Source organism: Actinomadura coerulea (assembly GCF_014208105.1).
In the GTDB taxonomy this organism is placed as follows: Bacteria; Actinomycetota; Actinomycetes; order Streptosporangiales; family Streptosporangiaceae; genus Spirillospora; species Spirillospora coerulea.
The window spans coordinates 6,608,613-6,634,842 of sequence record NZ_JACHMQ010000001.1 but is presented as its reverse complement, the minus strand read 5'-3'; the positions used below and the strand labels follow the sequence as shown (position 1 = coordinate 6,634,842).

At 73.1% G+C, this 26,230-nt stretch carries 27 protein-coding genes and 1 pseudogene; 11 read left to right on the top strand and 17 right to left on the bottom strand.

Annotation, left to right across the window (positions count from 1 at the left end):
- Positions 1-104 precede the first annotated feature (104 nt).
- Genes BKA00_RS30780 through BKA00_RS30770 form a run of 3 tightly spaced genes read left to right on the top strand, consistent with a single transcriptional unit; the run spans position 105 to position 2,335 of the window.
- Entirely contained in the window at positions 105-728 is a 624-nt protein-coding gene (locus BKA00_RS30780; RefSeq protein ID WP_185031013.1) for a dihydrofolate reductase family protein, read from the top strand.
- Positions 729-770: 42 nt separating this feature from the next.
- Positions 771-1,103, top strand: coding sequence for a YciI family protein (locus BKA00_RS30775; protein WP_221493351.1), 333 nt, complete (start codon positions 771-773; stop codon positions 1,101-1,103).
- Positions 1,100-2,335, top strand: coding sequence for an RNA polymerase sigma factor (locus tag BKA00_RS30770; RefSeq protein ID WP_185031011.1), 1,236 nt, complete (start codon positions 1,100-1,102; stop codon positions 2,333-2,335). The genes BKA00_RS30775 and BKA00_RS30770 overlap by 4 nt, the downstream gene beginning before the upstream one ends.
- A 194-nt stretch (positions 2,336-2,529) precedes the next feature.
- Here the strand turns inward: BKA00_RS30770 and BKA00_RS30765 are convergent, their stop codons facing one another.
- Positions 2,530-3,021: a hypothetical protein gene (locus BKA00_RS30765; RefSeq protein WP_185031009.1), complete on the bottom strand. Its 492-nt coding sequence runs from the start codon at positions 3,019-3,021 to the stop codon at positions 2,530-2,532.
- 442 nt (positions 3,022-3,463) lie between these two features.
- Here BKA00_RS30765 and BKA00_RS30760 point away from each other — a divergent pair, with 442 nt between their 5' ends.
- Positions 3,464-3,907, top strand: a complete 444-nt coding sequence (locus BKA00_RS30760; RefSeq protein WP_185031007.1) for a hypothetical protein — start codon at positions 3,464-3,466, stop codon at positions 3,905-3,907.
- Between the two features lie 96 nt (positions 3,908-4,003).
- Here BKA00_RS30760 and BKA00_RS30755 read toward each other — a convergent pair whose 3' ends face one another.
- Entirely contained in the window at positions 4,004-4,357 is a 354-nt protein-coding gene (locus BKA00_RS30755) for a DUF4190 domain-containing protein (protein WP_185031005.1), read from the bottom strand.
- Positions 4,358-4,447: 90 nt separating this feature from the next.
- Positions 4,448-5,383, bottom strand: coding sequence for an AraC family transcriptional regulator (locus BKA00_RS30750; RefSeq protein WP_221493350.1), 936 nt, complete (start codon positions 5,381-5,383; stop codon positions 4,448-4,450).
- Between the two features lie 92 nt (positions 5,384-5,475).
- Here BKA00_RS30750 and BKA00_RS30745 point away from each other — a divergent pair, with 92 nt between their 5' ends.
- Positions 5,476-6,219 (top strand): class I SAM-dependent methyltransferase, encoded by a 744-nt coding sequence (locus BKA00_RS30745; protein WP_185031002.1) that lies wholly within the window; start codon positions 5,476-5,478, stop codon positions 6,217-6,219.
- 57 nt (positions 6,220-6,276) lie between these two features.
- Here BKA00_RS30745 and BKA00_RS30740 read toward each other — a convergent pair whose 3' ends face one another.
- The gene (locus BKA00_RS30740) at positions 6,277-6,615 is read right to left on the bottom strand and encodes a hypothetical protein (protein ID WP_185031000.1); all 339 of its coding nucleotides are present in this window, start codon (positions 6,613-6,615) and stop codon (positions 6,277-6,279) included.
- Between the two features lie 393 nt (positions 6,616-7,008).
- Between BKA00_RS30740 and BKA00_RS30735 the strand changes: the two genes are divergently transcribed.
- A complete protein-coding gene (locus tag BKA00_RS30735) occupies positions 7,009-7,698 on the top strand; it encodes a class I SAM-dependent methyltransferase (RefSeq protein ID WP_221493349.1) in 690 nt (229 codons plus the stop codon).
- A 10-nt stretch (positions 7,699-7,708) separates the two neighbouring features.
- On the opposite strand, the gene BKA00_RS30730 is transcribed toward BKA00_RS30735, so the two are convergent.
- The gene (locus tag BKA00_RS30730; RefSeq protein WP_185030996.1) at positions 7,709-8,959 is read right to left on the bottom strand and encodes an MFS transporter; all 1,251 of its coding nucleotides are present in this window, start codon (positions 8,957-8,959) and stop codon (positions 7,709-7,711) included.
- A 19-nt stretch (positions 8,960-8,978) separates the two neighbouring features.
- Positions 8,979-9,554: an ArsR/SmtB family transcription factor gene (locus BKA00_RS30725; RefSeq protein ID WP_221493348.1), complete on the bottom strand. Its 576-nt coding sequence runs from the start codon at positions 9,552-9,554 to the stop codon at positions 8,979-8,981.
- 216 nt (positions 9,555-9,770) lie between these two features.
- Here BKA00_RS30725 and BKA00_RS30720 point away from each other — a divergent pair, with 216 nt between their 5' ends.
- Positions 9,771-10,199 (top strand): DUF7144 family membrane protein, encoded by a 429-nt coding sequence (locus BKA00_RS30720; RefSeq protein WP_185030992.1) that lies wholly within the window; start codon positions 9,771-9,773, stop codon positions 10,197-10,199.
- A 159-nt stretch (positions 10,200-10,358) separates the two neighbouring features.
- A complete protein-coding gene (locus tag BKA00_RS30715; RefSeq protein WP_185030990.1) occupies positions 10,359-11,741 on the top strand; it encodes an MFS transporter in 1,383 nt (460 codons plus the stop codon).
- Here BKA00_RS30715 and BKA00_RS30710 read toward each other — a convergent pair.
- The 5 genes from BKA00_RS30710 to BKA00_RS30690 form a co-directional block, all read right to left on the bottom strand.
- The gene (locus BKA00_RS30710; protein ID WP_185030988.1) at positions 11,738-12,142 is read right to left on the bottom strand and encodes an RNA-binding S4 domain-containing protein; all 405 of its coding nucleotides are present in this window, start codon (positions 12,140-12,142) and stop codon (positions 11,738-11,740) included. The two genes, BKA00_RS30715 and BKA00_RS30710, sit on opposite strands and share 4 nt — an antisense overlap.
- 12 nt (positions 12,143-12,154) lie before the next feature.
- On the bottom strand, positions 12,155-13,132 hold the full coding sequence (locus tag BKA00_RS30705; protein ID WP_185030985.1) for a 1-acyl-sn-glycerol-3-phosphate acyltransferase: 978 nt from the start codon (positions 13,130-13,132) through the stop codon (positions 12,155-12,157).
- A 1-nt stretch (position 13,133) separates the two neighbouring features.
- Complete coding sequence (locus BKA00_RS30700) at positions 13,134-13,970, bottom strand: patatin-like phospholipase family protein (RefSeq protein WP_230298989.1); 837 nt, start codon at positions 13,968-13,970, stop codon at positions 13,134-13,136.
- Between the two features lie 173 nt (positions 13,971-14,143).
- Positions 14,144-16,072, bottom strand: coding sequence for a glycoside hydrolase family 3 protein (locus BKA00_RS30695; RefSeq protein WP_230298988.1), 1,929 nt, complete (start codon positions 16,070-16,072; stop codon positions 14,144-14,146).
- Positions 16,073-16,515: 443 nt separating this feature from the next.
- Entirely contained in the window at positions 16,516-17,556 is a 1,041-nt protein-coding gene (locus BKA00_RS30690) for a DUF2382 domain-containing protein (RefSeq protein WP_230298987.1), read from the bottom strand.
- Between the two features lie 352 nt (positions 17,557-17,908).
- Here BKA00_RS30690 and BKA00_RS30685 point away from each other — a divergent pair, with 352 nt between their 5' ends.
- The gene (locus BKA00_RS30685) at positions 17,909-18,934 is read left to right on the top strand and encodes a matrixin family metalloprotease (RefSeq protein WP_185030982.1); all 1,026 of its coding nucleotides are present in this window, start codon (positions 17,909-17,911) and stop codon (positions 18,932-18,934) included.
- Positions 18,935-18,986: 52 nt separating this feature from the next.
- Here the strand turns inward: BKA00_RS30685 and BKA00_RS30680 are convergent, their stop codons facing one another.
- The 3 genes from BKA00_RS30680 to BKA00_RS30670 form a co-directional block, all read right to left on the bottom strand.
- Positions 18,987-19,556: a class E sortase gene (locus tag BKA00_RS30680; protein WP_185030980.1), complete on the bottom strand. Its 570-nt coding sequence runs from the start codon at positions 19,554-19,556 to the stop codon at positions 18,987-18,989.
- Between the two features lie 111 nt (positions 19,557-19,667).
- On the bottom strand, positions 19,668-20,678 hold the full coding sequence (locus tag BKA00_RS30675) for a chaplin (protein WP_185030978.1): 1,011 nt from the start codon (positions 20,676-20,678) through the stop codon (positions 19,668-19,670).
- Between the two features lie 199 nt (positions 20,679-20,877).
- Entirely contained in the window at positions 20,878-22,050 is a 1,173-nt protein-coding gene (locus BKA00_RS30670) for a hypothetical protein (protein ID WP_185030976.1), read from the bottom strand.
- 375 nt (positions 22,051-22,425) lie between these two features.
- Between BKA00_RS30670 and BKA00_RS30665 the strand changes: the two genes are divergently transcribed.
- Positions 22,426-22,677: a hypothetical protein gene (locus tag BKA00_RS30665; protein ID WP_185030974.1), complete on the top strand. Its 252-nt coding sequence runs from the start codon at positions 22,426-22,428 to the stop codon at positions 22,675-22,677.
- A 73-nt stretch (positions 22,678-22,750) separates the two neighbouring features.
- Here BKA00_RS30665 and BKA00_RS30660 read toward each other — a convergent pair whose 3' ends face one another.
- The 3 genes from BKA00_RS30660 to BKA00_RS30650 all read right to left on the bottom strand — a co-directional run bounded on the left by BKA00_RS30660 (position 22,751) and on the right by BKA00_RS30650 (position 25,898).
- Positions 22,751-24,004: an NAD(P)-binding domain-containing protein gene (locus tag BKA00_RS30660; protein WP_185030972.1), complete on the bottom strand. Its 1,254-nt coding sequence runs from the start codon at positions 24,002-24,004 to the stop codon at positions 22,751-22,753.
- A gap of 26 nt (positions 24,005-24,030) precedes the next feature.
- A complete protein-coding gene (locus BKA00_RS30655; protein ID WP_185030970.1) occupies positions 24,031-25,320 on the bottom strand; it encodes a carboxylate--amine ligase in 1,290 nt (429 codons plus the stop codon).
- A 392-nt stretch (positions 25,321-25,712) separates the two neighbouring features.
- Positions 25,713-25,898 carry a hypothetical protein gene (locus BKA00_RS30650; protein ID WP_185035399.1) on the bottom strand — a complete coding sequence of 62 codons (186 nt, stop codon included), beginning with the start codon at positions 25,896-25,898 and terminating at the stop codon, positions 25,713-25,715.
- Here BKA00_RS30650 and BKA00_RS40690 point away from each other — a divergent pair.
- Positions 25,825-26,199: pseudogene (locus tag BKA00_RS40690) on the top strand (glycosyl hydrolase); the annotation flags it as partial. The gene BKA00_RS30650 and the pseudogene BKA00_RS40690 sit on opposite strands and share 74 nt — an antisense overlap.
- Between the last annotated feature and the right edge of the window lie 31 nt (positions 26,200-26,230).

Here is a 26,230-nt window from a genome sequence, read left to right as displayed (position 1 = left end):
TTCTCGAAAATTCTGGGGGGCGGTGTCGGATCGGGGTGGTGGCGTTCGTGGCAGGGGTGAGGCCGCCCACGAGGGGGCGGCACCGAGGCAAGGGGATCGCGATCATGAAGCTGACGACCATCACCCAGGTCACCGTCGATGGAGTGGTGCAGGGGAACGGGGGCGCGTCGGACGAGGACCGCAGGAACGGGTTCGAGCGCGGTGGTTGGGCGCTGGGGATGGGCGACGCCGAGACCCACGCGTTCATCAACCAGACCTACCAGCGGGCCGAGGCGTTCCTGTTCGGCCGGCGGACCTACGAGCTGTTCGCTGGTTCGTGGGGGTCCTGGACGGTCCAGGACGTTCCTGACTGGGAGCCCGTCATGCGGGCGTTGAACACGCGGCCCAAGTATGTGGCGTCGGCCTCGCTGACCGATCCGGCGTGGTCGGACACGACCGTCCTGTCCGGAGACGTCGCGGCCGCCGTCCGGGAACTGAAGGCGAAGCCGGGGGGTGAGCTGCAGGTGCACGGCAGTGGCATGCTGACCCGGTGGCTGCTGGAGAACGGCCTGGTCGACGAGATGACTCTGATGACCGTTCCGGTGGTGATCGGCCAGGGCGCGCGGTTGTTCCCGGACGCGGGTCCGGATCTCGCGCTCGACCTGGTCGAGTCGCGCGTCGACTCCAAGGGCGTGACGATCCAGGTCTACCGGCCGGCCGGGCGCCCGCACCACGCGTCGGCGGCCTGAAGTCCCGGCCCCGAACCACGTCGCCCCGACACCAAGAAGGAGATGATCTTGATGCGGTACCTGGTCTCCGTGATCGACGACAAGAGCGATCCCGGCAGCACCGACAGGCAGCCGGCGATCAGCGCGTTCAACGAGCGGCTGATCGACGAGGGGTACTGGGTCTTCGCGGGCGGGCTCGCGGACACCGGCACGGCCACGGTCATCGACAACCGGGGCGAGGAGGCGGTGTTCAGCGACGGGCCCTTCGTGGAGTCGAAGGAGTACCTCGCCGGGATCTGGGTGTGGGAGGCCCCCGATCTGGACGTCGCGCTCAGGCTCGCCGCCGAGGCGTCGAGGGTCTGCGACCGCAAGATCGAGGTGCGGCCGTTCCAGTGAACGACGTGGAGGAGGCGGTGACCCGGGTCCACCGCGAGGAGTGGGCCCGGGTGGTAGCCGCCCTGACCAGGCGCTTCGGTGACCTCGACATCGCCGAGGAGGCGGCCGCCGAGGCGTTCGCGACCGCCGTGCAGCGGTGGCCGACCGACGGTGTGCCTCCCAACCCCGGCGCCTGGTTGACCACCACCGCCGTGCGCAAGGCCATCGACCGGATCCGGCGCGAGGACAAGCGCGACGACAAGCACAGGGAGGCTCAGATGATCTACGACGACGATCCGCCCGAGCCTGTCGGCGCCATCGAGGACGACCGGCTCCGGCTGATCTTCACCTGCTGCCATCCGGCGCTGGCGGTGCGGGCCCGCGTGGCGCTGACGCTGCGCATGGTCGGCGGTCTGACCGTGCCCGAGATCGCCCGCGCCTTCCTGGTGGCCGAGACCACCCTGGAGCAGCGGATCACCCGCGCCAAGGCCAAGATCAAGGCGGCTCGGATCCCCTACCGGGTGCCGTCCGCCGAGGATCTTCCGGCTCGCGTCACCGGGGTGCTCGCCGTCCTGTACCTGGTGTTCAACGAGGGCTACCTGGCGACCGGCCCCGGCACCGATCCCCTGCGCCACGACCTGACCGCCGAGGCGATCCGGCTCACCCGCCTGATCCGCGTCCTCCTGCCGGACGACGGTGAGGCGGCCGGGCTGCTGGCGCTGATGCTGCTCACCGAGGCCCGCCGCGCCGCCCGGGTCTCGGCCGGCGGCGAACTGGTCTCCCTCGCCGAGCAGGACCGCGGGGCCTGGGACGCGGCGCTGATCGCCGAGGGCCACCGGCTGGTGCGCGAGCGTCTCGCCGCAGCCGCCGCGGGGGCGGCTCCGGGCCGCTACCAGATCCTCGCCGCGATCAACGCGGTGCACACCTCCGCCGGCGACGTCCGCGACACCGACTGGTCGCAGGTCCTCGCCCTCTACGACCAGCTGATCCGCCTCGATCCTTCGCCGATCGTCGCCCTCAACCGGGCCATCGCGGTCGCCGAGCTGGACGGCCCGCAGGTGGCGCTGGCTGCCGTCGACCGCCTCGGGGACACGCTGGCCGGCTACCACGCCTATCACGCCGCCCGCGCCGACCTGCTGCGCCGGCTGGGCCGAAGCCGGGAGTCGCGCGCGGCCTACGACGAGGCGATCGAGCTGGCGGGCAACAGCGCCGAGATCGCCTACCTGACGCGCCGCCGCGACCAGCTGCGGTAGTGCCCGCGAATCCCGGCCGAGTCGCCGTGCGCTGCGGCGGCGGTCCTGGCGCGATCGGGAGGCCCGGATAGTCGGGGGCGTGGCTGACCCGTTCGTGAACTGGGGCGGGCCCGGACCCCGGGTATGCGGGTGAGGCGTCCATCCGAATGGAGGGACGCCTCTTCCGTGATGACCTGGCGTGTCCGCGCCCGGGCTCAGTAGATGGTCGGGGTACCCGTCAGGTTCCAGGTCTTGCCGCCCAGCCCGTCGAGGTTGATGTCGTAGTTCACCGCGCCGTCGGCGCTCCATCCGTAGTTGAGGCTGGAGCCGGAGACGGCCCAGCCGCAGGAGAAGGCGCTGGAGCTGTTGTTGTTGATCAGGTTGGTGAAGTCGCAGGTGTGGGTGTCGTAGACGGAGTCGTACCGCTCCACCCGGACCTTGAGGTCGAAGTTGTCGAACTTGTCGGTCGTGCCGCCTCCACCACTGAAGGTTCCGTAGGCGACCGCCTGGTGGTAGCCGCCGCTGGCGACGATGCACAGCTTGATGTGGACGCTGACGTTGGTTCCGGGAGTACCGATCGTGGTGTCCTGGTAGCTGGTGCACTTCTCTGTGTAGGCCATGGCCGGGGTGGCCAGGTAGCCGAGGCCACCGGCGAGCAGGGCAGAGGCGGCCACGGTGGTGGCCAGACGGCGCGTCTTCTTGCGCATGGGGGTACTCCTTGCCGAGGGGCCCGATATGGCCGTAAATGTAACCGGAACCGTCCGGATTCTGATCCGATCTTCCAGTTGCTCACAGGAGCGTGACCCAAGCGATATGGAAGATCGTTCCGACCTGCTAACCGTTTTCATTGTCGTTTACCACTGGCAGCCGTAGAAGCGGAGATGGTTTAAGGCCCTCGTGACGCGTCGCTGCCGTCGGCTGCGTTCCGTGATCGCCTGCCCGGCTCACGGAGCCGGGCCGCGGAGCCGGGCGGCTCAGGCGGCCGGCCCGCTCTGCCGCCTGCGCTCGGCGGGGGAGCGAGGAGCACGACGCGGCCGAGCATCGCGGGAAAGGCGCACCGCCCGCCTTTCCCGATGACCAGTCCGAAACCCCTTTTCGGCAGCAACGGCCAGGGACGAAAGCAGCACTCGTCACGTAGCATCACCGTCCATGGCACGTCCGCGCCGGTCGGCTTGGCTCGCCGTCCTCGTAACCTGCTGCCTTATCGGAGTGTGGTCCTTCGTCTCCAAAGGCCGGGACGCGAAGGAGCGAGACGAGGCACGAGCTCGCGCGGCCCTGGTCAGCTATCTGGACCTCGTGCGAGACCGCGACTGGATAAAGGCCTGCGCTATGCAGGACGACAGTTCCCGGGACTCCGACTGCGAAGAGTTTCTGTCAAGCGGACCGCGCCTTGTGGCCTTCGACGTGGGGGGCGCTCGGTCGACGAGTTGGAACACCGAAGGCACCTTCATCAGGTTTCCGGTTTCGCTCATCTACGCTGGCGGGGGCCACGAATTCATCGAACTCGAGGTCGGTTCCAAGGCCGACGGCTACGCCGACACCATCGTCGACAGACCGTCCTCCCACACCCTCGAACGCCCCTACGACGGCTGAACGGCGTCCGGCCCCGGCGGCCAACCCCCCGACAACCCAGGTGGCGCTCCCGCGGCCTGCTCGACTGCCCCTCAGGGTGAACAACGCCGGGGTCGGTTACGCGCCCTCGGCGGCATCGTGAAGTACGGCCAGACCGGTGATGAGCCCCAGCACCGCGACGACCGCCAGCACGCAGACGAGGAGCAGCAGCCAGCCCAGGACGATCCCCAGCAGCGCCATTCCGCGCCCGTCCCCGTCGAGGCGGCGGCCCCGGAACCGGCCGACGTGCCCGGCGATGATCGCGGCCAGTGCGCACAGCATCGCGAGTGCGACGAACACGGGCGGGTTGATCCAGGCGATGCCCGTGGCGAAGTTCGCCAGTGCCGCGATACCGAAGCCGGCGAAGAACATGCTCACCTTCGCCGACCGGTTGCCGGCCGGTCCGGTCCACCGCTCCCCGGCCACGCTCATGATCGCCCCCTCGGGTCGCTGGGCACCCTACCTGAGCAGGGGACGAGAGTCCCGCGTCCGCGGTCCGGGCAGGTCCGTCGTACCGCGTCGTCACGGCCAGGCCCGCTCGGCGCGGCGCCATCGCTGCGGGGTGACGCCGTAGCGGTTGCGGAAGCGGCGGACGAGGTAGGCGGCGTCGCGCAGCCCGGTCCGGGCCGCCACGGCGTCGAGCGGCAGGTCGGTCTCGCGCAGCATCCGCCGGACCTCGATCATGCGCCGTTCGGTGATCCATTCGAGGAGGGGGCGGCCGGTGCGCCTGCGGAGCACGGTCGTGAGGTGTCCGGGGGTGTAGCCGAGCGCGCGGGCGACGTCCGCGGCGGAGACCGGTTCGCGGAACGTCGCCTCGATCTCGGCGAAGACCTGCTCGACGAGGGGGTCCGGGCCGCCCGGGGCGGCGGGCGCCAGCCGCGCGGCCGCGACCAGGAGCCTGGTGAGCGTGGCGGAGACGGCCTCGCGCGCCCCGAGACGGCTCGGGTCGGCGAGTTCCTCGGCCAGGTCCGCCAGGAGCGCCGACCATCCCGGCCGGTGGGATTCGGCGACCCGAGCGTGCCCCGCGCCGGGGGCGAACAGGGCCAGCAGGGGGTGGTGCGTCCAGGTCAACGGGGAGACCGAGGCCAGGGCGGGGACGGCGTCCGGTGTGAACGCCACCGACCACGCGCGGCTGTGGGCGAGTTCGGCGACCTCCGCGACGCCGATGACCTGCCCCGGCGACACGGCGTGGACCTCGCCGGTGCGCAGCGGCCGCTCGACGCCTCCGATGGCGACCGAGCCCGCGCCTTCCTCCACGTAGACGAGGACGAGGAAGTCGTGGGCGTGCCGGTGGTCCGGCGGCAGGTCGGCGTGGGCGGTCTCGGCGTCGAAGCGGGTCACCGTGACGGGAGGCAGCCCGGGGCGCTGCTGGTAGCGGTAGACGGGTGTCCCGTCGAACCGTGTCGTGCGCAGCCTCGACGGGGGGCCCAGCATGGCGCCGACCGAAGAAAGTCCCATGACGCCAAAGGTATGTCCTGCTGGGGAGCCGCGGAATGTCCAAGACTTGGAGGTGACGGCAGATCCGCCACCGGACGCGCGAAGGGGCAACCATGGACGTACGCATCGTCGATCAGCGGACCCGGGAGGAGCGGGGCCGCCCGTTCCTGCCCGGCGCGGGCAAGACCTGGCTCCTCCCGTTCTATGACGTCTTCTCCAAGGTGGTCGGCGTCCGCGCACTGCACGAGCGCGCCGCCCGGCTCGCCGGCGTCGGGCCGGGCCAGGCGGTGGTCGACGTCGGCTGCGGAACCGGCAACCTGTCGTTCGCCGTGCTCGCGGCCCAGCCCGCCGCGCGGGTGACCGGCCTCGACCCCGACGCGGACGCCCTTCGCAGGGCCGCGCGCAAGGCGCGGCGCCGCGGCGCCGACCTCACGCTCGTTCAGGGGTACGCCGACCGCCTTCCCGCCGAGGACGCCTCGCTCGACCATGTGGTCTCGGCGTTGGCCCTGCACCACCTCGACGACGACGGCCGGGACGCGTTCGCGCGCGCCGCGCTGCGCGCCCTTCGTCCAGGAGGAACGGTCACCGTCGCCGACTTCGGCGGGCCCTCGCCCAATGCCGAGGACGCCGGCCACCACGCGCACGGCCACGGCCGCGGCCTCGTCCATGCACTCCGGCACCTGCCCGGGCCGAAACGTTCCCGAGGAGCGCGCGGCCCGGTCGTGTCCCGTGACCACGGCGACGGCGTCGTCGCGCTGCTCGCCGAGGCCGGGTTCGACGACGCCCGGGAGGTCGCGCACGCCGACCGGAGCTTCGGCCGGGTCTCGTTCGTGCAGGCCACCCGCCCCCTGCCCTGACGAAGCGTGGCCCTTCCCGAAGGATCCGGAAAGGACCACCCGCGTGCAGGACGCCGCTTACGCGGCATCCCTGGAGATGTAGACGTCCACGATCGCGGCATAGTACGGGGCCGCGGCGTAGCGCCTTTCGGACGCGGCCCCGAAGAACCCGTCCCTGAGCCTGACGCGGAGCGGGGCGTCGGGGGCGACCCGCCCCCGGAGACGCCGCTTCGCCTCGCGAAGCGCACTGCCCTCCAGTTCCCGCCTGCTGCTCCCTCGGATCGTGTCGAAGAGGGTCAGCACGCGGTCACCGGCGGGCTTGTCGACCTGCGCGGCTCCGCTCAGGAGCACCTCCACGACCACAGTGCGGGCGTAGAAGCGTTCCTTGGTCTCGATGTAGGACGGCGTGCTCTGCACACCCTCCTTGAACCGCACGGTACTCGGCGCCAGGACCGAAGAACTGACGCGCCTTGTGGAGCGCCTTTCGCTCGATCTGCCGCATGCTGTTCCCCGTGACGCTCGCCACCGGGAACGTCAGGCAGGGTCGCTCGTCGAACTGCGGAGGGCCGCTCAGGACCGCCTCGACCTCCACGAACATGGATGAGAGACGTCCTGTCCCCCTCGGAGTACAGAGAGTGGGACTGGGCGACGACGATCGGCTGGCCCTTCATCAGCCGCGATTCGTAGGTCGCCGGCTCCACCGGGGAGGGCGCGGCGACGCTGCGCGCCCGTGGCGCGTGAACCGGCTGCGGGCAGGGGCGGAAGTAGGGTTGGGGCGTGTTCTCTGCTCGGGGTCCTTCCTTGCGGGAGTTGGCGGTTCAGGCGCTGTCGTCGGTCGAGCGCGGGTATGACCTGCTGGCTCCGAAGTTCGACGAGACGCCCTTCCGGACGCCCGACAGGGTCCTCGACGCGACCGCCGAGGCGCTGCTGCCGTACGGGCCGTTCGGTCAGGGGCTGGACGTGTGCTGCGGCACGGGGGCGGGCATGCGGGTGCTCGGACGGTTGTGCGAAGACCGTGTCACGGGTGTCGACTTCAGCGCGGGGATGCTCGCCCGCGCGCGGCAGGCCCATCCGGAGGCCGAGTGGGTCCGGGCCGATGTCCGGGCCCTGCCCTTCGGCGCGGCCTTCGACCTGGCGGTCACCTTCGGGGCGCTCGGGCACCTGCTGCCCCGCGAGCGGCCCGCGATCTTCGCCGGGGTGTACCGGGCGCTGCGGCCGGGCGGGCTCTTCGCCTTTCCCGTCGGGGCGCCGCCGCCCATCGCGTCCCGCCTCTACTGGGCGCTGCTCGGCTTCGATCTGGTCATGCGGGTCCGGAACGCGGTGTGGCGTCCTCCGTTCGTCATGTACTACCGGACCTGTCCGCTGCACGCGCTCCGGAGCGACCTGGCAGCGGCCGGGTTCAGTGTGACGACCGTTCCCCTGGCGGCCTTGGGCAGGCGTGAGGACGGCAGTCCGCGGGGGCGGCTGGTGCTGGCGCGCAAGCCCGGCCCACGGGACTGAAACCCCACGCTCAGCCGGGACGCGACGGGAGGTCCCGGTCGCGGCGGAAGGGGCCTGCCAGGAGGGTCAGGCCGGTGAGGGCCAGCGCGCCCGTGGTGACCCACATGGCGGGACGGACGCCCAGGGCCGTGCCCAGCGCGCCGCCCAGCAGGGCGCCGAGCGGGATGGTGCCGTAGCTGACCAGCTGCATGCTCACGGTGATGCGGCCCAGCAGGGGACGGGGACTGTAGGTCTGCCGGAAGGTCCCTTTGAGGACGTTGCCCGCGGCGACACCCGCGGCGATGACGAACCCGCCCGCGAAGGCCGGAAGGAGCCCCGCTCCCGGTCCGGCGAGGGGGATCAGGAGGCCGAACGGGGCGGCGCCCATCTCGGCGGCGAGCAGGGTGCGGGCCGAGCCGAGGCGGCGGGACGGGACGGACGCCCCGGCCGCGCCGACGACGGCGCCCAGGCTGGTCGCGGCGGCGAGGGCGCCGACCGTGCCCGGGCTGACGCCGACCTCGCGGACGAGGAAGACCACCAGGATCGACTGGTACCCGAACAGGCAGATGTTGCTGGCGGCCGAGAACAGGGTGAGCACCCGCAGGTAGGGGTCGCGGGCCACGAAGCGGAGGCCCTCGGCGATCTCCTGCCGCAGCGTCCCGCGCCGGTCGCGGACGGGACGGGCCTCGCGGGCCCGGATCGCCAGCAGGCAGACCGCCGAGACGAGGTAGCCGGCCGCGTCGAGAAGCACGGCGTTCACCGCCCCCGCGAGATGGATGACCACTCCCGCCAGCCCGGGGCCGCCGACCTGGGCGGCGGCCTCGGTCGCCTGCACCCTCGCGTTGCCCTCGGCCAGTTCGCCGCGGTCGAGCAGGGACGGCAGGTAGACCTGGTAGGCCGTCTGGAAGAACACGCTCGCGCAGCCGGCGCCGAGCGCGACGGCCGCGAGGTGGGCGACGGTCAGCCGGCCGAGCCAGGCGGCGGCCGGGACGCTGAGGAAGAGCAGCAGGGCCAGCAGGTCGCAGGCGAGCATCACGGGGCGGCGCGGCATGCGGTCGATCCAGGCGCCCGCCGGGAGGCCCAGGAGCAGCCAGGGCGCCCAGGCCGCGGCGGAGAGCAGCGCCACCTGGAAGGTGCCCGCGTCGAGGGTCGCGACCGCGACCAGCGGGAGGGCCACGCCGGTGACGCTGCTTCCCAGCTTGCCGGTGGCCTGGCCGATCCAGAGCAGGCGGAAGTCGCGGTGCCCCCGCAGGCCGCCGCGCGCCGGGGCGGTGACGGTCACGGCCGCGTCGGGGCGGCGGTCACGGTTCGGCCGGAACGCCGTGGGCGAAGAGGAAGACGGGCTCGCGGGCCTTCCCGTCGTCCGGGACGTCCCGCCGCTCCCACCGTTCGAGCAGCGCGAGGATCTCCCGCTCCAGCTCGCCCAGTTCGGCGGGCGTCAGGTGCAGCCACTTGTCGACGGAGAAGGCCGCCCCGTTCCACGCCTCCCGCTGCTCCCGGACGGCGTGCCAGGCGCGGACGAGGCCGATCTGCCGGTCGAGGGCGAGCGAGACGGCCGCGCCGGCCACGGCCTGGCGGGCGGGGTCGTCGTCGAAGTCGCCGGTGACCCAGCGGAGTTCCGGTGCGGCGAGCCGCCACCAGCGTTCGCGGCGGTCCCTGGCGAGCTCCGGCGCCTCCACGGTCAGGCCGGCGGCGGCGAGCACCTTCAGGTGGTGGCTGATGTTGGCCACGGCCTGGCCGGTCCGGTCGGCGAGGCCGCTCGCGGTGGACGGGCCGTGGACCTTGAGGACGTCCAGGAGGCGCCGCCGGAGGGGGTGCGACATCGCCGCCAGCACCCGCGAGTCGGTCACCTTGGGCACGTCGTTGGGCTCGGTCACGCGGCCATCGTCACATATGCAAGGAATATTGCGCAAGATCTCTTGCACAACACGGGAAGGTCGAGCCGCGGCGGCCCGGGGGGAGAGCGGACGGCGGGGGGCACACCGCCGCCACATTTGCCTCAAAGGGACGTCAAATAACTGGGCGGCATGGTTTGCCTAATATGCACCAAAGGGGACTTCTCGACATGAACACGCAGCTCGACGGGAGGTCTCATGACGACCAGGATGACCCACGGGGGCCGGTCGGTCTCAGCGCGCCAGAGCTACCAGCTCTCCGGATGGCTCACCTTCGCGGGTGTGCTCTCCATGGTGGTCGGCGCGTTCAACGTCATCGACGGGGTGGTGGCCCTTTTCAAGGACAACTACTACGTCGTGAACTCCAACCAGATCCTGGTCTTCAACTTCACCGCATGGGGCTGGTACTGGCTCGTCCTCGGCGCCCTGCAGATCGTCGTCGGTGTCGGGATCCTGACCGGGAAGATGTGGGCCCGGGTGGTCGGCGTCGCGTTCGCCTTCCTCGCCGCCATCGGGCACCTGGCGTTCCTGGCCGCGTTCCCGATCTGGTCGGTGCTGACCATCGCGCTGTGCGTCCTGCTGATGTACGCGCTCATCGCCCCGCCCGCCGGCGCGCGCGGGGACTGACGCCCGGCCCGGTCGCGGACGGCCGGGCCCCGGGGCTCCGCGGTCGCGGACGACGGCGGAGCCCCAGGTCATCGGGCGGGCGCGGCCGAACATACCCCGGCCGCGCGGGGGCAGTAGAGCGCAATGGCACCGGCTTCGGCCCCGCGGCCGTGGAGGCGAATGACCACCGCGCTGGCGGACCGGCTGGGCGGCCGGCGCCAGGCGCGCGTGGTGGTGCTGATGGCCTGCGTCCTCGCGCTGAACGCGGCGGACACCGGGGTCATCGGGGCGATCGTCAACGAGCTGCGCACCTCCCTGCACATCGGGAACACGCAGGTCGGGGTGCTGACGGCCGCGCCGGCGGCGGTCGGCGCGGTCGCGACGGTGCCGGTGGGGCAGCTCACCGACCGGGTGCGGCGGGTGCCGCTGCTGGCGGGCAGCGTGGTGCTGTGGAGCGCCGCGATGGTGCTCGGCGGGCTGGCGGAGTCGTACGGGTGGCTGCTGGCGTCACGGGTGGCGCTGGGCGCGGTGACGGCGACGGCGGGGCCCACGGTGGCGTCCCTGATCGGGGACCTGTTCCCGCCCGAGGAGCGGGCCGCGACGTACGGCCGGATCCTCGCCGGAGAGCTGGTCGGGGTCGGGTTCGGGCTGCTGGCGGGCGGCAACATCGCCGCGTTCGCGAGCTGGCGGGTCTCGTTCTGGTTCGTCGCGGCACTGGGATTCGTGCTGGCCGTGCTGCTGTGGCGGATGCTGCCCGAGCCGGCGCGCGGCGCGCAGGGGGGCTCCGGCGGGCGGGGCGGGGAGGAACTCGCGCGGCGGCAGGTGGACGAGGCGGGCGTGCGCCCGGACCCGCGCAACGTCCTGGCGGAGGACCCCGAGCGGATGACGCTGGCGCAGGCCGCCCGGTACGTGCTGGCCATCCGCACGAACGTGATCATCATTCTGGCGTCCGCGATCGGCTACTTCTTCTTCGCCGGGATGCGCACGTTCGCGCTGGTCTTCGTGATGGAGCGGTACGCGGTCGGGCGGGGCGGGCTGTCGGCGTTCCTGCCGGTCATCGGGGCGGCCGCGCTCGCCGGGGTGCTGGTCGGCGGGCGGCTGGCCGACCGGCTCCTGCGCGGCGGGAGCGTGACCGCGCGGGTCGCTGTGCCGGGCGTGGCGTTCGCCGCCTCGGCGCTGCTGTTCCTGCCCGCGCTGCTCACCGACCGGGCGCTGGTCGCGCTGCCGCTGTTCACACTCGCCGCCGCCGTGCTGGCCGCGGCGAACCCGCCGCTGGACGCGGTGCGGCTGGACGTCGTCCACTTCCGGCTGTGGGGGCGCGCGGAGGCGATCCGGACGATCGTGCGCATGTCCGCGGAGGCGGCCGCGCCGGTGCTGTTCGGCTGGCTGTCGGGGGTGCTCGGAGCGGGCCGGGCGGCGGGCGTCGGCCTGGACCGGGTGTTCCTGCTGGCGCTGATACCGCTGCTGGCCAACGGCCTGCTGCTGCTCAGGGCACGGGGCGCCTACCCGCGGGACGTGGCGTCGGCGCTGGAGTCCGAACGGCGCTACCCCACCGGCTCCTAGTCGTCCTTCGGGGGCCCGTTCAGGACGCGGTAGCGGTCGAGGACGCGTTCGAGCTCACGGCGGTCGCGCTTGGTGGGACGGCCCGCGCCGCGCTCGCGGCGGCCGATCGGGATGAGCGCCTCGCGCGGCGGCGGGGGCGGGCTCTTGTCGATCAGGCATTCCTGCGCGACGGGCGCGGAGACCCGCTTGCGGATGACCTTCTGCACGACGACGATCCGCTCCCGCCCGTCGTGGCGGAGTCTGACGACGTCCCCCGGCTTGACCGAGGTGGACGGTTTGGCGCGCTCGTCGTTCACGCGGACATGGCCCGCCCGGCACGCGGTCGACGCCATCGAGCGGGTCTTCAGCAGCCGCACGGACCAGATCCACAGATCGACCCGCACGGACCCCTCATCGCCCATGCGTCCATGATGTCACTTCGGCGCGGGCGCCCGCTGGGCGCTGATCCACGCGTCCGCGCGCTCCCAGTTCTCGTAGAGCCAGCTGACGCGGGCGTCGCGGTCGCCGGGCACGTCCTCGGCGGGCACACGCCACCAGCGGGCCCGGACGGGGCCGGTCAGCGGCACGCGCCGCCACACGTCCCCGGCGGTGGCCATGCGGTCGAGCCCGCAGTGCGCGACGAACACCACGTCGGCGGACGGGGCGGAGTCGAGCGCGGCCAGCACGCCGCCGGGCCGCGGCGGCATCACGTTGCGCATCGCGGCGGCGCGGACCGCCTCCTCCGCCCGGCGCATCCGGGCCAGCCGGCGGATCGCGCGGCGGCGCCGCTCCGGGGAGAAGTTGCCGCCCTCGGGGAAGATCAGCAGCGCCTCGCCGGGGCCGAGCCCCTCGGCGAGCCGGCCGACGGCGTCCGCCGCGCCGCCCGGGGTGACGAACACGTTCGGGACCCGGTTGGCGGCGATGTCGATGCAGGGGTCGAGCTGGAGCAGCGCCTTCATGACCACCAGGGGACGGCGCCGGTACTCGGTCAGCAGGTGGTGGACGATCAGGAGCGCGTCGCCCGGCCCGGCGTGGCGGCTGAGAACGATCAGGGGCCGGCCGGCGGCCGAGCCGTCCAAGGCGGCGTCCCAGGTTCCGTCCACCTCGACGCGCAGGCCGAGCCGGCGCTGGGCGGACGCGTAGAGGGCGCCGACGTAGCGGCGGATGATGTCGTAGTGCCGGTCGTCGTTGGTGCGGCGCCGGAGCCACAGCCACCCGCACTCCAGGACGGCCGCCGTCTCCCGCGTCCCCCACGTGAGACTGAACCAGAGCAGGCGCTGGGCCCGCTTGCGCTCGCGCCCGGCCAGGGACGTCACCGCGAAGGCCACCGGGAAGAGCACCACGACCAGAAGGGTCAGGACGAACAGCAGGGGCGTGCACACCAGGCGGCGCACGAAACGGGGTGGCAGCATCTCACGCTCGCTCTTTCAGGTACCTCAAAGATGCCTGATAGGCGCGTTCGATGTGAGCCTGGATTCCGGACGCGTTCCTGTAGCGGACCTGGGTGAGGTCGACTCCCGCCTTCTGCGACCTGGCCCCGGCGGGCAGGACGTGGACGGTCAGGCCGTCCGGGAGGTTCGCCATCTCCTCGAAGAACCGGTGCCGGCGCGCGATCTCGAACGCGACCAGGCCGACCTCCCAGGGCCGGCGCGGCGGCGCGAGGTCGCGCTCGATCCGGCCGACGTGCAGGACGTAGATGTCGGTGGCGCCGAGCATGACGGCCCGGCTGACCGGGATGCTGTGAACGAGGCCGCCGTCGTAGTAGTGCCGCTCCCCCACCCGGACGGGGGGCAGCAGCCCCGGCGCGGCCGACGACGCGAGCACCGCCGGGATCAGCGGGCCCTCGGTGAACCAGTGCGCCATCGCCGTCTCGATCCCGGCGGCGACGCACTGGAAGGGGACCTCCAGCTCCTCGAACGACGGGACGGGGAGCAGCTCGTCCAGCATGCGGCGCAGCGGCTCGTTGGAGTGCAGGTGCGTGCCGGACCGGGCGAGCCTCCACAGCCGGGCGAGCACGGGCGAGCCGAACACGTCGCGGACGGACTCGTCCGACCACAGGCTGGTGAGCCGCTCGACCGCCGCGTCCGGCCCGGCCGCGACGAGCGCGCCGTTGAGCGCGCCGATCGAGGTCCCGACGACGAGGTCGGGACGGACGCCGGTCTCCCGCAGCGCCCGGAGCATGCCGACCTCGTGCGCGCCGAGCACGCCTCCGCCCCCGAGGACGAACGCCGTCCGCGGCTCCCGTTCCACCCGGTCTCCCCTTGTGCCGATCAGCAGAGCGCTCCGCCATCGGGCGCTGGAGGCAGCCTCACCCATCGGAAGCGGGATAAACCGGACCCGGGGCGGGCGGGCCGATGAGCTGCGGAGTCATGGCCGGCGGGACCGGCCGCCCGAGGGCGGCCGGCCCCGCCGCCGGACCCCGGTCAGTGGCGGACGCGGGTCCTGAGGCCGTAGCCGTAGGGGAACAGGGGCCGGTAGTCCCGGTCGCCGACGTTGATCGGCTCCTGGGCCTCGCCGCGCGGCCACGTCACCGGGAGCCTGCCGGTGAACGGGCGCCTGCCGAACAGGACGTCCGCGACGCCCGCGCCCTCGCTGCCGGGCAGCCAGGACATGACGAACGCGTCCGTCTTCGCCAGCTGGTCGGTGACGATCTGCGGGCGCCCCGCGACGTCCAGGACGACACAGGTCCTGATCGCGGAGCAGACCTTGTCGACGGCGGCCTTGTCCGCGTCGGAGAGGTTCAGCGTGTGGCCGTTGCCGACGTCGCCGACCCCCTCGGCGTAGGGCTTCTCGCCGACCACGACGATGCCGACGTCGTTGCCGGCGGTCGGCGCCGACGCGTCCTGGCTGTAGGTGACCCGGGACGAGTTCTGCTTGATGCCGTCCAGGATCGTCGTGCCCGGGATGATGGCGCCCGACGAGCCCTGCCAGGTGACCGTCCAGCCGCCGGCCTGGTTGCCGATGTCGTCGGCGTTGGCCCCGGCCACGTAGACGCGCTGGTTCCCGCGCAGCGGCAGCGCGTTCCCGGAGTTCTTCAGCAGCACCTGCGACTTGGCGACGGCCTCGCGGGCGACCGCGCGGTGCTCGGGCGACCCGATCGTCTTGGCGTTGGCGCGGTCGGTGTACGGGTGCTCGAACAGGCCGAGCTCGAACTTGGCCTTGAGGATGCGGCTCACCGCGTCGTCGATCCGCGGCATCGGCACGCGTCCCGCCCGCACCTCCGCCAGCAGCGTCTGGACGAACTGCGGCGTGCTGTAGGGCTCCATGAACATGTCCATGCCGGCGTTCACCGACGTGCGGACCTGCGTGGCGTAGTCGCCCGGGATCTGGTGGATGGCCTCCCAGTCGCTGATGAGGAAGCCGTCGAACCCGATCTTCTTCTTCAGGACGTCGGTCAGCAGCTCCCTGTGCGCGCTCATCTTCACCGGGTCGCCGACGCCGTCCTCCTTCCAGTCCACGCTGGAGAACGACGGCATGATGCTGCCGACGCCGTACTTCTTGACCGCCACGACGTAGGGGGCGAGGTCGACCGCCGCGAAGTGCTCGCGGTCGGTGACGGTGACGCCCTGGTCGATCGTGTACGTGCCGCTGGTGGACGAGCCGAACACCGTGTCGCCGTCACCCGCGAAGTGCTTGGCCGTCGCCAGGACGTGCCGGTTCGTGGCGAGATCACCCTTGCGCCGTCCCTCGAAGCCCTCCAGGCCGGTCTCCATCTGGATCACGAGGCGCGGGTCCTCGCCGAAGCTCTCGTAGGCGCGCCCCCACCGCAGGTCACGGGTGACGCAGACGCAGGGGGCGAACACCCACTGGGGCCCGGTCGCCTTCGTCTCGATGGCCGTGATCTGCTCCTCGCGGCGGACGAGGCCTGGGTCGCGGGTCGCGCCCATCGCGATGTTGTGCGGGAAGACGGTGGCGCCGACGAGGTTGTTGTGGCCGTGCACCGAGTCGACCCCGTACAGGAGCGGGATCTTCAGGCGGGTCGCCAGGGCCTTGGACTGGTAGGCGTCGACCATGTCGGCCCAGCCCGCGGGGGTGTTGTCGGCGGGCGTCGATCCCCCGCCGGACAGCACGGACCCGAGGGCCAGCTTCGTGATCTGGTCGCGGTCGCCGTCGACGGCGCCGCGCTCGGCCTGCGCCATCTGGCCGATCTTCTCTTCGAGGGTCATGCGGCCGAGCAGGTCCTTCACCCGGTCCGCCACGGGCAGCCGCGGGTCCAGGTACGGGGCCCGGCGGGGGGCGTCGGCCACGGCGGCCGGCGCCGCGAGGGCCGACGGCAGGGCGGCGACGGTCGCGAGCGCGACCAGTGATCGCCCGATCCGGGTGGCGATGGCTCGTCTGCGGGAGTGTGGCAACTCGTCCCTCCTGGGTCGCTCCGAAGGACGCCGCGCGGCCCGGCGGACCGCGCACGGCCCGACGCCGGGGCCACGGCTCGCCCGGACGGCCGCGACCCCTGCGCAGGCGACGTCACCTGGAACCTCCCCCGCCGCCGGGCGGCTGTCAATGGATCTTCACCGGCCCGGCCGCCGCCTTGTCGAAAACATGGAAGAGGGCTTGACGGGAACACGCGTGCCGCGGCCGTCCGGCCGCTGTGCTTTCGGGACGCGCGCACCCCGGTGGAACGTGCCGCGGCTCCGGCCCCGGCGACCACACCCGGCCACACCCGGCCACACGGGGACGGCGGGCCTCCGCACGGAGGCCCGCCGTCCGCGAACGCGCCGAAGCAGGGTGCCCCGCCGGCCGGCGGGTGAGTATCGACCGGCGGGACGCTCCGCCATCCGGGGTGGTCGGTGTCAGGTCACGCGGAGGGCCGGCCGCCCTTCCCCGGCTCCTCACGGTGGGGACCGCGGGCGCCGTCGTCGCGCGTGACCTCGATGCGCTCCTTGCGGAGCTCGCCGCGGACGGTCTGCTCGTCCTGCACCTGCTCGGTGCGGAGCCGGACGCGCTCGACCGGCACGGTCTCCTTGGAGATGACCGGGCGCTCCTCGTAGAGGATGATCTCCTGGTCGGCCTCGGAGATCGTCACCTTCGGGTCCGGGCGGCCGCCGGCGATGGGCTCGCGGTCGATCCGGATCTCCTCGTGCGAGACCGGGATCGTCTGCTCGACCGTCTCGGTCTCGATCCACTTGCGCACCCGGACGCGGCCGGCCTCGTGCCGCTCGGTGCCGATGCGCATCTGCTCCTCCGACCGGGTGATCTCGGTCATCGGCGTCTCGGCGCCCTCGCGCGCCGACTGGGGCGGCATCGTCCGCCCGGCGGCCCGCTCGCCCGCCGCGCCGCGCTTGCCGCGCTCGGGGTGGACGGCCATCCCCGCGGCGCCCGTCGTGCCCGCGGTCCCGGCCGTCTCGGCGGACTCGGTGGTCGGGGTGGTCCCGGTGGTTCCGGTCGTGCCCGCGGTGCCGGCGGCGCCCCGGGTGCCGGCGGTCTCGCTCGGCTCGGAGGTGCCCGTGTCTCCCGCCGTCCCCGCGCTCCCGGTCGTCTCGGACGTGCCCGTTCCCGTCTCCCCGCCCGTGCGGCGGCCGCCCGGGGGACGCACTCCGTAGTGCCTGTACAGGTCAACGATCTGCGCATGCGACAGGTGCTCGTCGGCGTCGACGTTCGGGGCGCCCTTGATGGTCTCCTTGTCGTACGGGACCTGCAGGGCGTCCTGGGCCTTGCGGGCCCCCGACAGAGGGACGAAGCTCTCGCGCATCCCGAACCAGCCGGTGTGCACGGTCACCCACTCCGGCGACCCGGAGTCGTCGTTGAGGTAGACCTGCTTGACCGTGCCGACCTTCGTGCCGTGGGTGTCGGTCACGCTCATCCCCATGAGCTCCCGCACCTGTGTCTGCGTCTGCACGTTGAGCACCTCCGCTTTCCGTGAACGCTCCCGGACGGCGGGGGGCCGGGGGGAGGTGGAGCCCGCCACTCGGTAGCGGTGTTCAGTTGATCCCGAGTTGCCGCGTTACCTGCTGCTTTTCCGAACATGGTCGCTATAAACGCGTTTGCGGCATGATGGAAAACGGTTTACTCCATATTTACTATAACCACCTCACGCGCCCCACCGCACTTTTCCCGACATAAACCCACAAGCAACTCATTCGCGAATGGCGCCTTTGTCAAGATGGTGATCATTTTATACGGGCGCGGTTGTCGCCGCCCGGCCGCCCGCAAAGACTGCGAGGGACGTTCCCACACATCGGAGAACCGATATGCGCGACTTTTCTCGGGCGGCCCGGCGGTCACGGACGGGGCCGGCCCCGCTGGCGGTCCCACTGGCGATCACGGCGGCGGTGTCGGCCGCCCTGGCGTGCACCGCGTTCACGGGGGCCGGGGCCGCCGCGGTCCGGCGCCCGCCCGGCTGGTGCAAGCCCGGCGGGACGCTCACCGCCCGCGCGATGCCGCAGAAGATCAAGATCGCCGACTGCGACCTGCGCGGCCGGACGGTGCGCGGCGCGAACGGCCTCACGGCGACCGTCCCGTCCGACGGCACCTCCCTGATCGCGTACGCGCTGCGCACCGACGGGGCCGCCGAACTGCACATCGGGGTGAACTCCCGGGCGGGTGAGATCACGATCGGCACGCACGGCGACCGGGTGCCGCAGGGCAGGCCGCGCCAGTTCCGGGCGCCGGCGCAGGCGTGCCAGGACGGCGCGTACCGTCCCCAGCCCAGCAAGTGGCCCAAGGGCTCCGCCGTCCGGTGGAGCTACTACGCCGGGACGGCCGGGCTGCCGAGGGACCCCATCGCCAGAGGCATCGCCGCCGTACCCGGGGCACGCACCGACTGCACGGGCGCGGGGCGCTTCACGCCTCCGCCGGACGTGACCGAGCGCTACGCGGGCCAGGGCGGCCGCCCCCCGAACGTGACGCGCGCCGCCGCCTGCGGGACCCGGGACCGGGTCAACACGTTCGGCTGGCTGGCCATGCCGAGCGCCGAGACCCCCGTCCTCGCGGCGACCTGCACGTGGTTCTCCGGCCCGACGACGGTCGAGACGGACATGGCCGTCCAGGCGCACGGCAAGCGGTGGTGGACCGGCGGGACGTGCCCGTCCGGGAGCTACTCCGCCGAGGCGGTCGCGGCGCACGAGGCGGGCCACGTCTTCGGCCTCTCCCACGTCGAGGGCGCCGAGCACCGCATGCTCACGATGACGCCGTCCCTCGCGTCCTGCGACAACGGGCCCGCGACGCTCGGCAAGGGGGACTACGACGGGCTGATCGCCCTCTACGGCGGGCGCTGAGCGGCGCGAGCCGCACGCGCCGTCCCAGCGTCCCGCCGCGGAGGACGAGGAGTCAGCGTCGGGATTCGATCCGGCCGACGACGACGAGGCGGTGCCGGTCCGAGCCCCTGGGCGTGCAGGTGACGAGCGTGAGGTACCTGCCGTGGGGCGCGCTGGCCCGCTTGAACGGCACCGGCTCCAGCGCCCGCCGGTCCCGCGGGTCGACGACGCGCCTGGTCCGCACCCGGTACACGTAGGACCTGCGGCCCACCCGCAGGACGATCCGGTCGCCGCGCCGCAGCCTGTCGAGCTGGTAGAACGGGGCGCGCCAGGTCGTCCGGTGGCCGAGCAGGACGGTGTTGCCCTCCTGCCCGGGGAGCGCCGTCCCCGGGTAGTGCCCGACGCCGCGCCGCAGCACCCCCTCGCTGACGCCCTGCCGGACGCCCATCTTCAGGCCCATCCGCTTGATCCGGATCTGCGCGATCATCACGCCGGTCCGCGGCCGGGCCGCGGTGACCGCCGCCGGAGCCGCGGCCGGAGCCGCGGCCGCCCGCGCGGCCCGCGCCCCGGTCGCGGCGCCGAGGACGGGCACCGCGCAGCACACGGCGAGAGCCGCCGCGAACAGGGACTTTCGGTCGAGCATGGCTCCCTCTCCCTAGCTCGGGACTCTGCTGACATGGGGAAGGGGCGGCACGTCTGCCGCCCCTTCTCCGCTGTTCATCGGCCGCGGATCGTCATCCAGGCCGACACGTGCTCAGCGCAGGACCGGAGAGCCGAGGGTGACGGGCGCGTCCTTGCCCGCGGGCACCTTCGGGCCGATCTGGCCGGGCTTGACGTCCACACCGGGCACCTTCACGGCGCTCCTGAGCCCGTCCACGAACCCTTTGACGGCGGGCAGGGCGTCCGCGCGGCGGTAGTTCGGGGCGGCCTTCGGCGCGGTGTTGGCGATGCGGGAGCCTTCCGAGCGCATCGTCGAGGGCAGCTTCTTGTGCTTGGCGGCCGGACGGTGCTTGGACGGCTTGTACGGCTTCTTCTTGGGCGTCCGCAGGGTGGGCGGCATCTCCTTGTGGCCGTGCCCCTCCTCGACGGTCGCCCCGCCCTTGCAGCTCGCCTCCGCGAGGCCGAGCAGCGAGACGGCGTTGCCGCACGCGTTGATCGGGGCCTTGATCGGGATGTAGGCCTGGGTGCCGTTCGCGGCGCCGAAGTTGCCCTTGCTCGTCATCTTCACCTTGGGGTCGCCGTGCCGCTTGACGGACGCGCCGCCCTTGCAGGCGGCCTGCGCCGCGCCGAGGATGCCGACGGCGTTGCCGCAGACGTCGATCGGGATGCTGATCGGCGCGAACACCTGGGTGCCGTTCAGCAGCCCGAAGTTGCCGGCGCTCGTCATGTCGACGCCGCGGCCGCCGTGCTCGCCGCCCCAGCCGCCGCCGCCCCAGTCGCCGGCCGTCCGGTAGCCCGAGCCGGCCTCCCGGTGGTTGCTCTTGACGGACGCGCCGCCCTTGCACTGGGCCCGCGAGAGCCCGGCGACCGCGATGGCGTTGCCGCAGACGTTGACGGGGATGCTGATCGGCGCGAACACCTGGGTGCCGTTCAGCAGCCCGAAGTTGCCGGCGCTGGTCATGTCGACGCCGTGGCCGCCGCCGTGGCCGCCGCCGAACGACTCGTCGGCGCTGGCGGGGACCGCGGTGACGAAGGCGGCTCCGACGGCGAGGGCGCTCGCGGCCACCAGAGCGGCGCGGCCGGTGTTCCTGGACCAGATGCGCATGATGTGTTGCTCCTGTCGGTTCGTTGCGAATCGGTGGTGATCGGTGTGATCGCTGCGCGGCACCATCCGGGTGGGCGCAGGACCGGCAGCGGCCAGGCGCGGCCGTTGCGTTTCCGGGAAAGATCGAGGTGAGGGCGGGCGGCGTGCGTCGCGCACGCGGCCGCCGGGAGCCGGCCGTCAGCGGCCGGGCGGGGGTCTTCTAGTCGGGGACGACGGAGGGGCCGCCGGGCGCGGCCAGGTCGCGCAGCGCCGTACGGCGGAAGGTGCCCGGGTCCGCCGCGGACGGCGCCGCCGGGTACTGGCGGTTGAGGAGGTCGGCGACCGGGGCGAACGGGTGCCCGCCCGCCGAGCCGCCGCCGCGCGGAGCGTCCTGACCGGACGGCAGCGCGGGATCGGGAGACGGAGCGCGGTGGTCGCCGCGGCAGCCCGTGCAGGGCTCGGCGCTCCTGTGCGCCGGTCCGCCCGCGCTCACCGCGACCGGGACGGGGGCGGACCTGGCGTGCGCCTCGGCGGCGGGCGCCGCTTCGACCCGCTCCTGGCCGACGCCGCGCCGCTCCTTCGGCCCCGGCTGGGCACCGGGCGCCGCATCGTCCTGCGGCATCGGCTGCTGGTCCGTCACCCGGTGGACGAGGTCCCCGATGACGGGACGCGTCTGAAGGAGGTCGGACACCCGCACGGGCGGCACCCCGGCCTCGTCGGCCACGTCCCGCAACTGACGGACGGCCTCGTCCTTGCCGTCGAGCACATCCTGCTGCCGCGCCCGCAGGTACGTGACGGGGTTCTCCCCGATCTCCCGCACCCCACCGGCAACAGCGCCGGAGAGAGGACCCGAGCCGAGCCCGGGACCAGAGCCCGCGCCGGGAACGGAGCCCGAAACGGCCTCGGAGAGAGATCCCGGCACGCCGCCGGCCGAAGCCCCGGCATGCCGATCGTGACCCTCCAGCCCACCGTCGCGCCCCTGCCCACCCTGACCAGCGCCACCAGCCTGACCGGCGTGACCGGCGTGACCGGCGTCGTGGCGGGTCTGTCCGGCGTGACTGCCGTTGTGGTGGGACTGACCGGTCTTGCCCTGACCGGGGTGGCCGTTGTGGGGCCGGTGGTCGGGGGCGGTGGTGAGGTGGCGGATGGCGGCCGTGCCGTCCAGGTTGGCGACGCGCGGGGTCTGGTCGAGCAGCCCGTGGTCGTCCGGGGCGGCGGCGGGGCGCGTGGCCCGCTCGGCGGCGAAGGCGGAGTGGGTCAGCGCGGAGAGCGCGAGCCATCCCGCGAACGCGAAGCCCGCGACGGCGACCAGGCGCACCAGGAGCGAGGGGAGGGCGTGCGGCGGCCGACCCTGCGGGCACTCGGCCCCGCGGTGGATCGGTTCGGTGCGCACAGCCGCTTCCTCTCGTTCGCCATGGCCGTGGCCAGGCCGTTTTCCGGGCCCGGTCGTTCTGGACGGCATGAACGTAGCACCGCGACGGAACAGATCAAGGGGCCATTGCCCGGTCTCCCGCCGTGTCTCCCCATCATTTACCGTGGCAATAACCTGGCTTTTATCTCGGCCGGTTTCCCGGGACCCATCGCCCTTTTTGCCAGGCTCTTTCTTTTTGCCGGGACGCACGTGCTTTCTTCGGGGTCTCGGTGCCCTTGCGGGACCGGGAGGCGCCGCCCCCACGCCTGGCGTCCGGGGGAAGCATGGCGGACGGTATCGGTGCGCTACATTCAGTGAACGGGCGGTCACTGCTGGCCGTCCAGCGAGGAGCCTGCGATGATCGATCCCTCGTCCGCGATGGCGCGTCTGCTGCCCGCGCGCTCCCAGCGCCCCCGGCGCGAGACCCGCCGGTTCGTCACCCGCGCCGACGCCGACCTGATCATGCTCTCCGCCGTTTCCGCCGCTCAGGACGCGGCACCCGCGCGCCGCCGGTGCGGCGCGTGGACGCTGTACTCGCGCCTGCAGTGGTCCGTGGCCGTCGCCATGGCCGAGCGCGCGCGGCGCCGCGCGCGGCCGCCCTGGGTGTGACGAGCGGCCGGTCCCGCGGAACGGCGAACCGGCGGGCGCCCTGGGGCGCACCGCCGGCTCGGAGGAGGATCCTTCACCTCTGGGAGGAGGCTCCCGGCTCCAGGAAGGCGGACGGCCTGCTCGCCGGCACCCGCACGCGCGGCGTCCGCCGGACGATGTGGTGCGCGATCCGCCGCGCGGCGAAGTCGGCGCCGTGCACGAACCGCATGACCGGCCCGAAGGTGGGGGCCGCGGCGAGGCCGGCGAAGTAGAGGCCGGGCGAGGACGCCTCGAAGTCGCGGCTGAGCACCGGCGCGCCGAGCCGGGTCGTGACGCGGTCGCGCAGCTCGGGAGCGAGCAGGGTGAGCCGCTCGATGTCGGGGACGTACCCGGTGGCGGCGATGACGTGCTCGACCTCCGTGACGAGGCGGCGCCCCTCGTGGTCGGTGGTGGTGAGGGAGACGCCGTCGTCCTGCTCGACGGCCTTGGCGAGCAGGCGGCCCGTCGAGACGCGGATCCGCTCGTCCAGCCGGTCGCGCAGCCACCAGGCGCCCGCCGGCGGGAGCGTCTCGCGGACGATGCGCCGGCGGGTCCGCTCCGGCAGGTACCGGACGAGCCCGGGCCGCTCCGCCCACAGCCACGTCCGGTAGCCGGTGCCGAGCCCGGATCTCGGCCCCTCGCGCAGCAGGGCGCGCGGGGACCGGCGCTCCTCCGGGACGGTGTTCCAGTCCAGGACGCGCCGCCGCGCGATCAGGTGCGGCCGCGCCCCCGCGTCGGCCAGCAGCACCGCCGTCTCCAGCGCGGACTGCCCGGCGCCGACGACCGCGACCTCCTTGCCGGCGAACAGGCCGAGGTCGCTGTGGGCGCTGCTGTGCGAGACGAGCCAGGACGGCATGCCCGTCAGCTGCTCCGGGATGTGCGCGAACGGCCCGACGCCGACCGCGACGACGACCGCGCGGGCCGCGATCGCCTCGCCCGACGACAGCGTGACGAGGTAGCCGCCCGCGATGCCCCGCTCGACCTTCACGACCTGCGCGTCCTCGGTGCCGGGGACGGCCTCGGCGGCGAACCAGCGCCCGTACTCCACGAACGTCTCCAGCGGGATCGGCTGCCCGACCCGCCAGCCCGGGTGGCGGTCGGTGAACCGCAGGCCCGCTTGGGGCGCCCCGAGGCTTGAGGCGAACGGCTCGGATTTGAGGTACATGCCGAGCGGCATGTTCGCGTCCCAGAACCGCATCGGCTCGCCGATGACCCGGACGTCCAGCCCGAGGTTCTGCAGGTAGGCCGCGGTCGACAGGCCGTAGGGCCCGGCGCCGGCGATGACGACGTCGCTGGCCGAGTCGCTCATGTTCGATTCCCCCCGTGTGTGTGGTGTTACCTGGTGCGGAGCCGTTCGACCGCGCGGAGCGCGCCGCGCCGCCCCATGGCGAGGAAGGGCGGCAGGTCGTCGCCCGCGTACCAGGCGAACTCGTCGGCCTCCCGCAGCGGGCGGAGGGTCTCCCGCAGCGGGCGCGGCCGCGGAAGCCGCGGTGTTCCGGGGGGCGCCGGCGTTCCGTGGCGCGGGCGCCGGGCCGACCGCGCGAGGTAGTGGTTCTCCACGAGCAGGCTGCGGCCGGGGGCGGGCCGCGCGCCCGGGACGGGCCGGCCCGACTGGTGCAGGTGCAGGACGCGCGCGAGGTCGAGGCCGTCCCGGTCGGTGAACAGCCGGAACTGGGCCCCGATGCGGGGGTTGAAGTCCAGCAGGTGGTGGACGCCGCCGGCCGCGTCGAACCGGAAGTCGAGGTCGACGAGGCCGCGGCAGCCGAGCAGCCGGACGATCCGGACCGCGAGGCGTTCGAGCTCGGGGCTGGCGACCCACTCCCCCGCGACCGTGTGCCCGGCCTGCGGCGGGTGCGCGAGGTGCTTGCGGCCGGTCCCGCCGAACAGGCAGTCGCCGTCCTCGTCGAAGTAGCCCTGGAAGAACCAGTCGCCGCCCGCGGGCGGGATGCGCTTCTGCAGGATCAGCGGGCCGGCGCCGCCGTCCGGGTGGCGGTCGTGCGTGGCGGCGAACAGGCGCTGGAGCTCGCCGAGCGTGGGCACCAGCGTGGTGCTGCGCATGCCGGGGCGCATCCGCCACGGCCGCGCCCACTTGGCGATCAGCGGCAGCCCGAGCGCGGCGGCGGCCTCCTCGACGTCGGCGGCCGACTCCGGCGTCAGGCTCGGCGGACACGGGACTCCGTGCCGCCGGCACGCCTCCTGCAGCCGGGCCTTGTCGGCGACGCCGCGGGGGACGCCGGGGTCCTGGTGGGGGAAGAGGTAGTGGGGGTCCAGGCCGTCCGCGTGCTCGGCGACGAAGATCGCTCCCGCGTCGTCCATCGGGATGAGGAGCGCGGGGCGCCCGATCCGCTCGCCGATGGCCCGCAGGTGGGCCAGCAGCTCGTCCGGGCGTTCGGCGGGCGGCCCCCAGGGGTGCGCCCGGTACAGGTAGCGGGAGCGGGACGAGGGGTTGTCGCGCCCTTCGAGGATCGCGTGCACCGGGACCCCGGCGCGGCCGAGGCTGCGGATCACCGCCAGCGTGCCGTGGTGGAACAGGTTGCGGTCGGTGCGCAGCAGCAGGACGGGAAGGCCCGGGTCGAGGCGCGCGTTGCGGGGCTGGGCCGCCCGCGGCCGGCTGTCGAAGAACATTCGTTCAGGCCCATTCCCTCGTATCGCGGCGCACGGCATCCCTTCCCGACGGTAAATTTTCACATTCTCCACCCCGCCGACTTTTTCGCGGTGGGCCTCCGAGGGCATACGATACGCATGCGAGCTGCGGATATCCATTCGGCAGGACGGCCGTTCGAACCCCGGCGAAAAAGGTCGCCGTTCTGGTGTCCGCTCCCTCCCATTCTGGCCGCATCCGTGGTGTTGCTCGCCCTCATGGCGTCGGCACTCGTGACATGGCAGCAGCCCCGGGCAATTCACCGATGGACGGCACATGTGCCGTTGGGGGCGTTTCTGGGTTCGGGCCCGGAGGGCGTGGCCCGGGTGGCCCGCTTCGAGCGCTGGCTCGGCTCGACCGTGACGGTGGGGCGCACCTACCTGCCGGGCGACGACTGGGAGGCGGTCGAGGGGCCACGGGGGATGCTGGCCGCGTGGGCGCACTGGAAGGCCGCCGACCAGCGGCGCATGCTCGTTCTCAACGTCCCGATGATGGCGCCGAACGAGGCGGGGATCCCGGCGCCGGTGCTGACCTCGCTGCTGCGCGGCGGCGCGCGCGGCACGTTCGACCACCACTACCGGACGCTCGCCGGGCGGCTCGTCTCCCTGGGCGTCGGCGACGCGGTCATCGTCCTCGGCTGGGAGATGAACGGCGAGGTCTACGCCGGGCGCTGCGCCCCGGATCCGTCCGCGTGGAAGGCCTATTGGCGCAGGATCGTCGGCACCATGCGCGCGGTGCGGGGCGCGCGTTTCCGTTTCGATTTCGCGCCGACGCGGGGGCGGGACGCGATTCCGTGGACGGAGTGCTATCCGGGTGACGACGTCGTCGACATCCTCGGTTCCGACAGTTACGACCAACCCGAGGGAAAGTCGTTCCAGGATTTCGTCGAGGAAC

Coding starts and splice junctions, on each gene's coding strand:
- BKA00_RS30755 (WP_185031005.1), bottom strand. CDS start 4,357: ATGAGCGTGGCCGGGGAGCGGTGGACCGGACCGGCCGGCAACCGGTCG.
- BKA00_RS30750 (WP_221493350.1), bottom strand. CDS start 5,383: ATGGGACTTTCTTCGGTCGGCGCCATGCTGGGCCCCCCGTCGAGGCTG.
- BKA00_RS30720 (WP_185030992.1), top strand. CDS start 9,771: ATGACGACCAGGATGACCCACGGGGGCCGGTCGGTCTCAGCGCGCCAG.
- BKA00_RS30705 (WP_185030985.1), bottom strand. CDS start 13,132: ATGCTGCCACCCCGTTTCGTGCGCCGCCTGGTGTGCACGCCCCTGCTG.
- BKA00_RS30685 (WP_185030982.1), top strand. CDS start 17,909: ATGCGCGACTTTTCTCGGGCGGCCCGGCGGTCACGGACGGGGCCGGCC.
- BKA00_RS30655 (WP_185030970.1), bottom strand. CDS start 25,320: ATGTTCTTCGACAGCCGGCCGCGGGCGGCCCAGCCCCGCAACGCGCGC.
- BKA00_RS30765 (WP_185031009.1), bottom strand. CDS start 3,021: ATGCGCAAGAAGACGCGCCGTCTGGCCACCACCGTGGCCGCCTCTGCC.
- BKA00_RS30715 (WP_185030990.1), top strand. CDS start 10,359: ATGACCACCGCGCTGGCGGACCGGCTGGGCGGCCGGCGCCAGGCGCGC.
- BKA00_RS30780 (WP_185031013.1), top strand. CDS start 105: ATGAAGCTGACGACCATCACCCAGGTCACCGTCGATGGAGTGGTGCAG.
- BKA00_RS30680 (WP_185030980.1), bottom strand. CDS start 19,556: ATGCTCGACCGAAAGTCCCTGTTCGCGGCGGCTCTCGCCGTGTGCTGC.
- BKA00_RS30760 (WP_185031007.1), top strand. CDS start 3,464: ATGGCACGTCCGCGCCGGTCGGCTTGGCTCGCCGTCCTCGTAACCTGC.
- BKA00_RS30775 (WP_221493351.1), top strand. CDS start 771: ATGATCTTGATGCGGTACCTGGTCTCCGTGATCGACGACAAGAGCGAT.
- BKA00_RS30710 (WP_185030988.1), bottom strand. CDS start 12,142: ATGGGCGATGAGGGGTCCGTGCGGGTCGATCTGTGGATCTGGTCCGTG.
- BKA00_RS30675 (WP_185030978.1), bottom strand. CDS start 20,678: ATGCGCATCTGGTCCAGGAACACCGGCCGCGCCGCTCTGGTGGCCGCG.
- BKA00_RS30745 (WP_185031002.1), top strand. CDS start 5,476: ATGGACGTACGCATCGTCGATCAGCGGACCCGGGAGGAGCGGGGCCGC.
- BKA00_RS30665 (WP_185030974.1), top strand. CDS start 22,426: ATGATCGATCCCTCGTCCGCGATGGCGCGTCTGCTGCCCGCGCGCTCC.
- BKA00_RS30660 (WP_185030972.1), bottom strand. CDS start 24,004: ATGAGCGACTCGGCCAGCGACGTCGTCATCGCCGGCGCCGGGCCCTAC.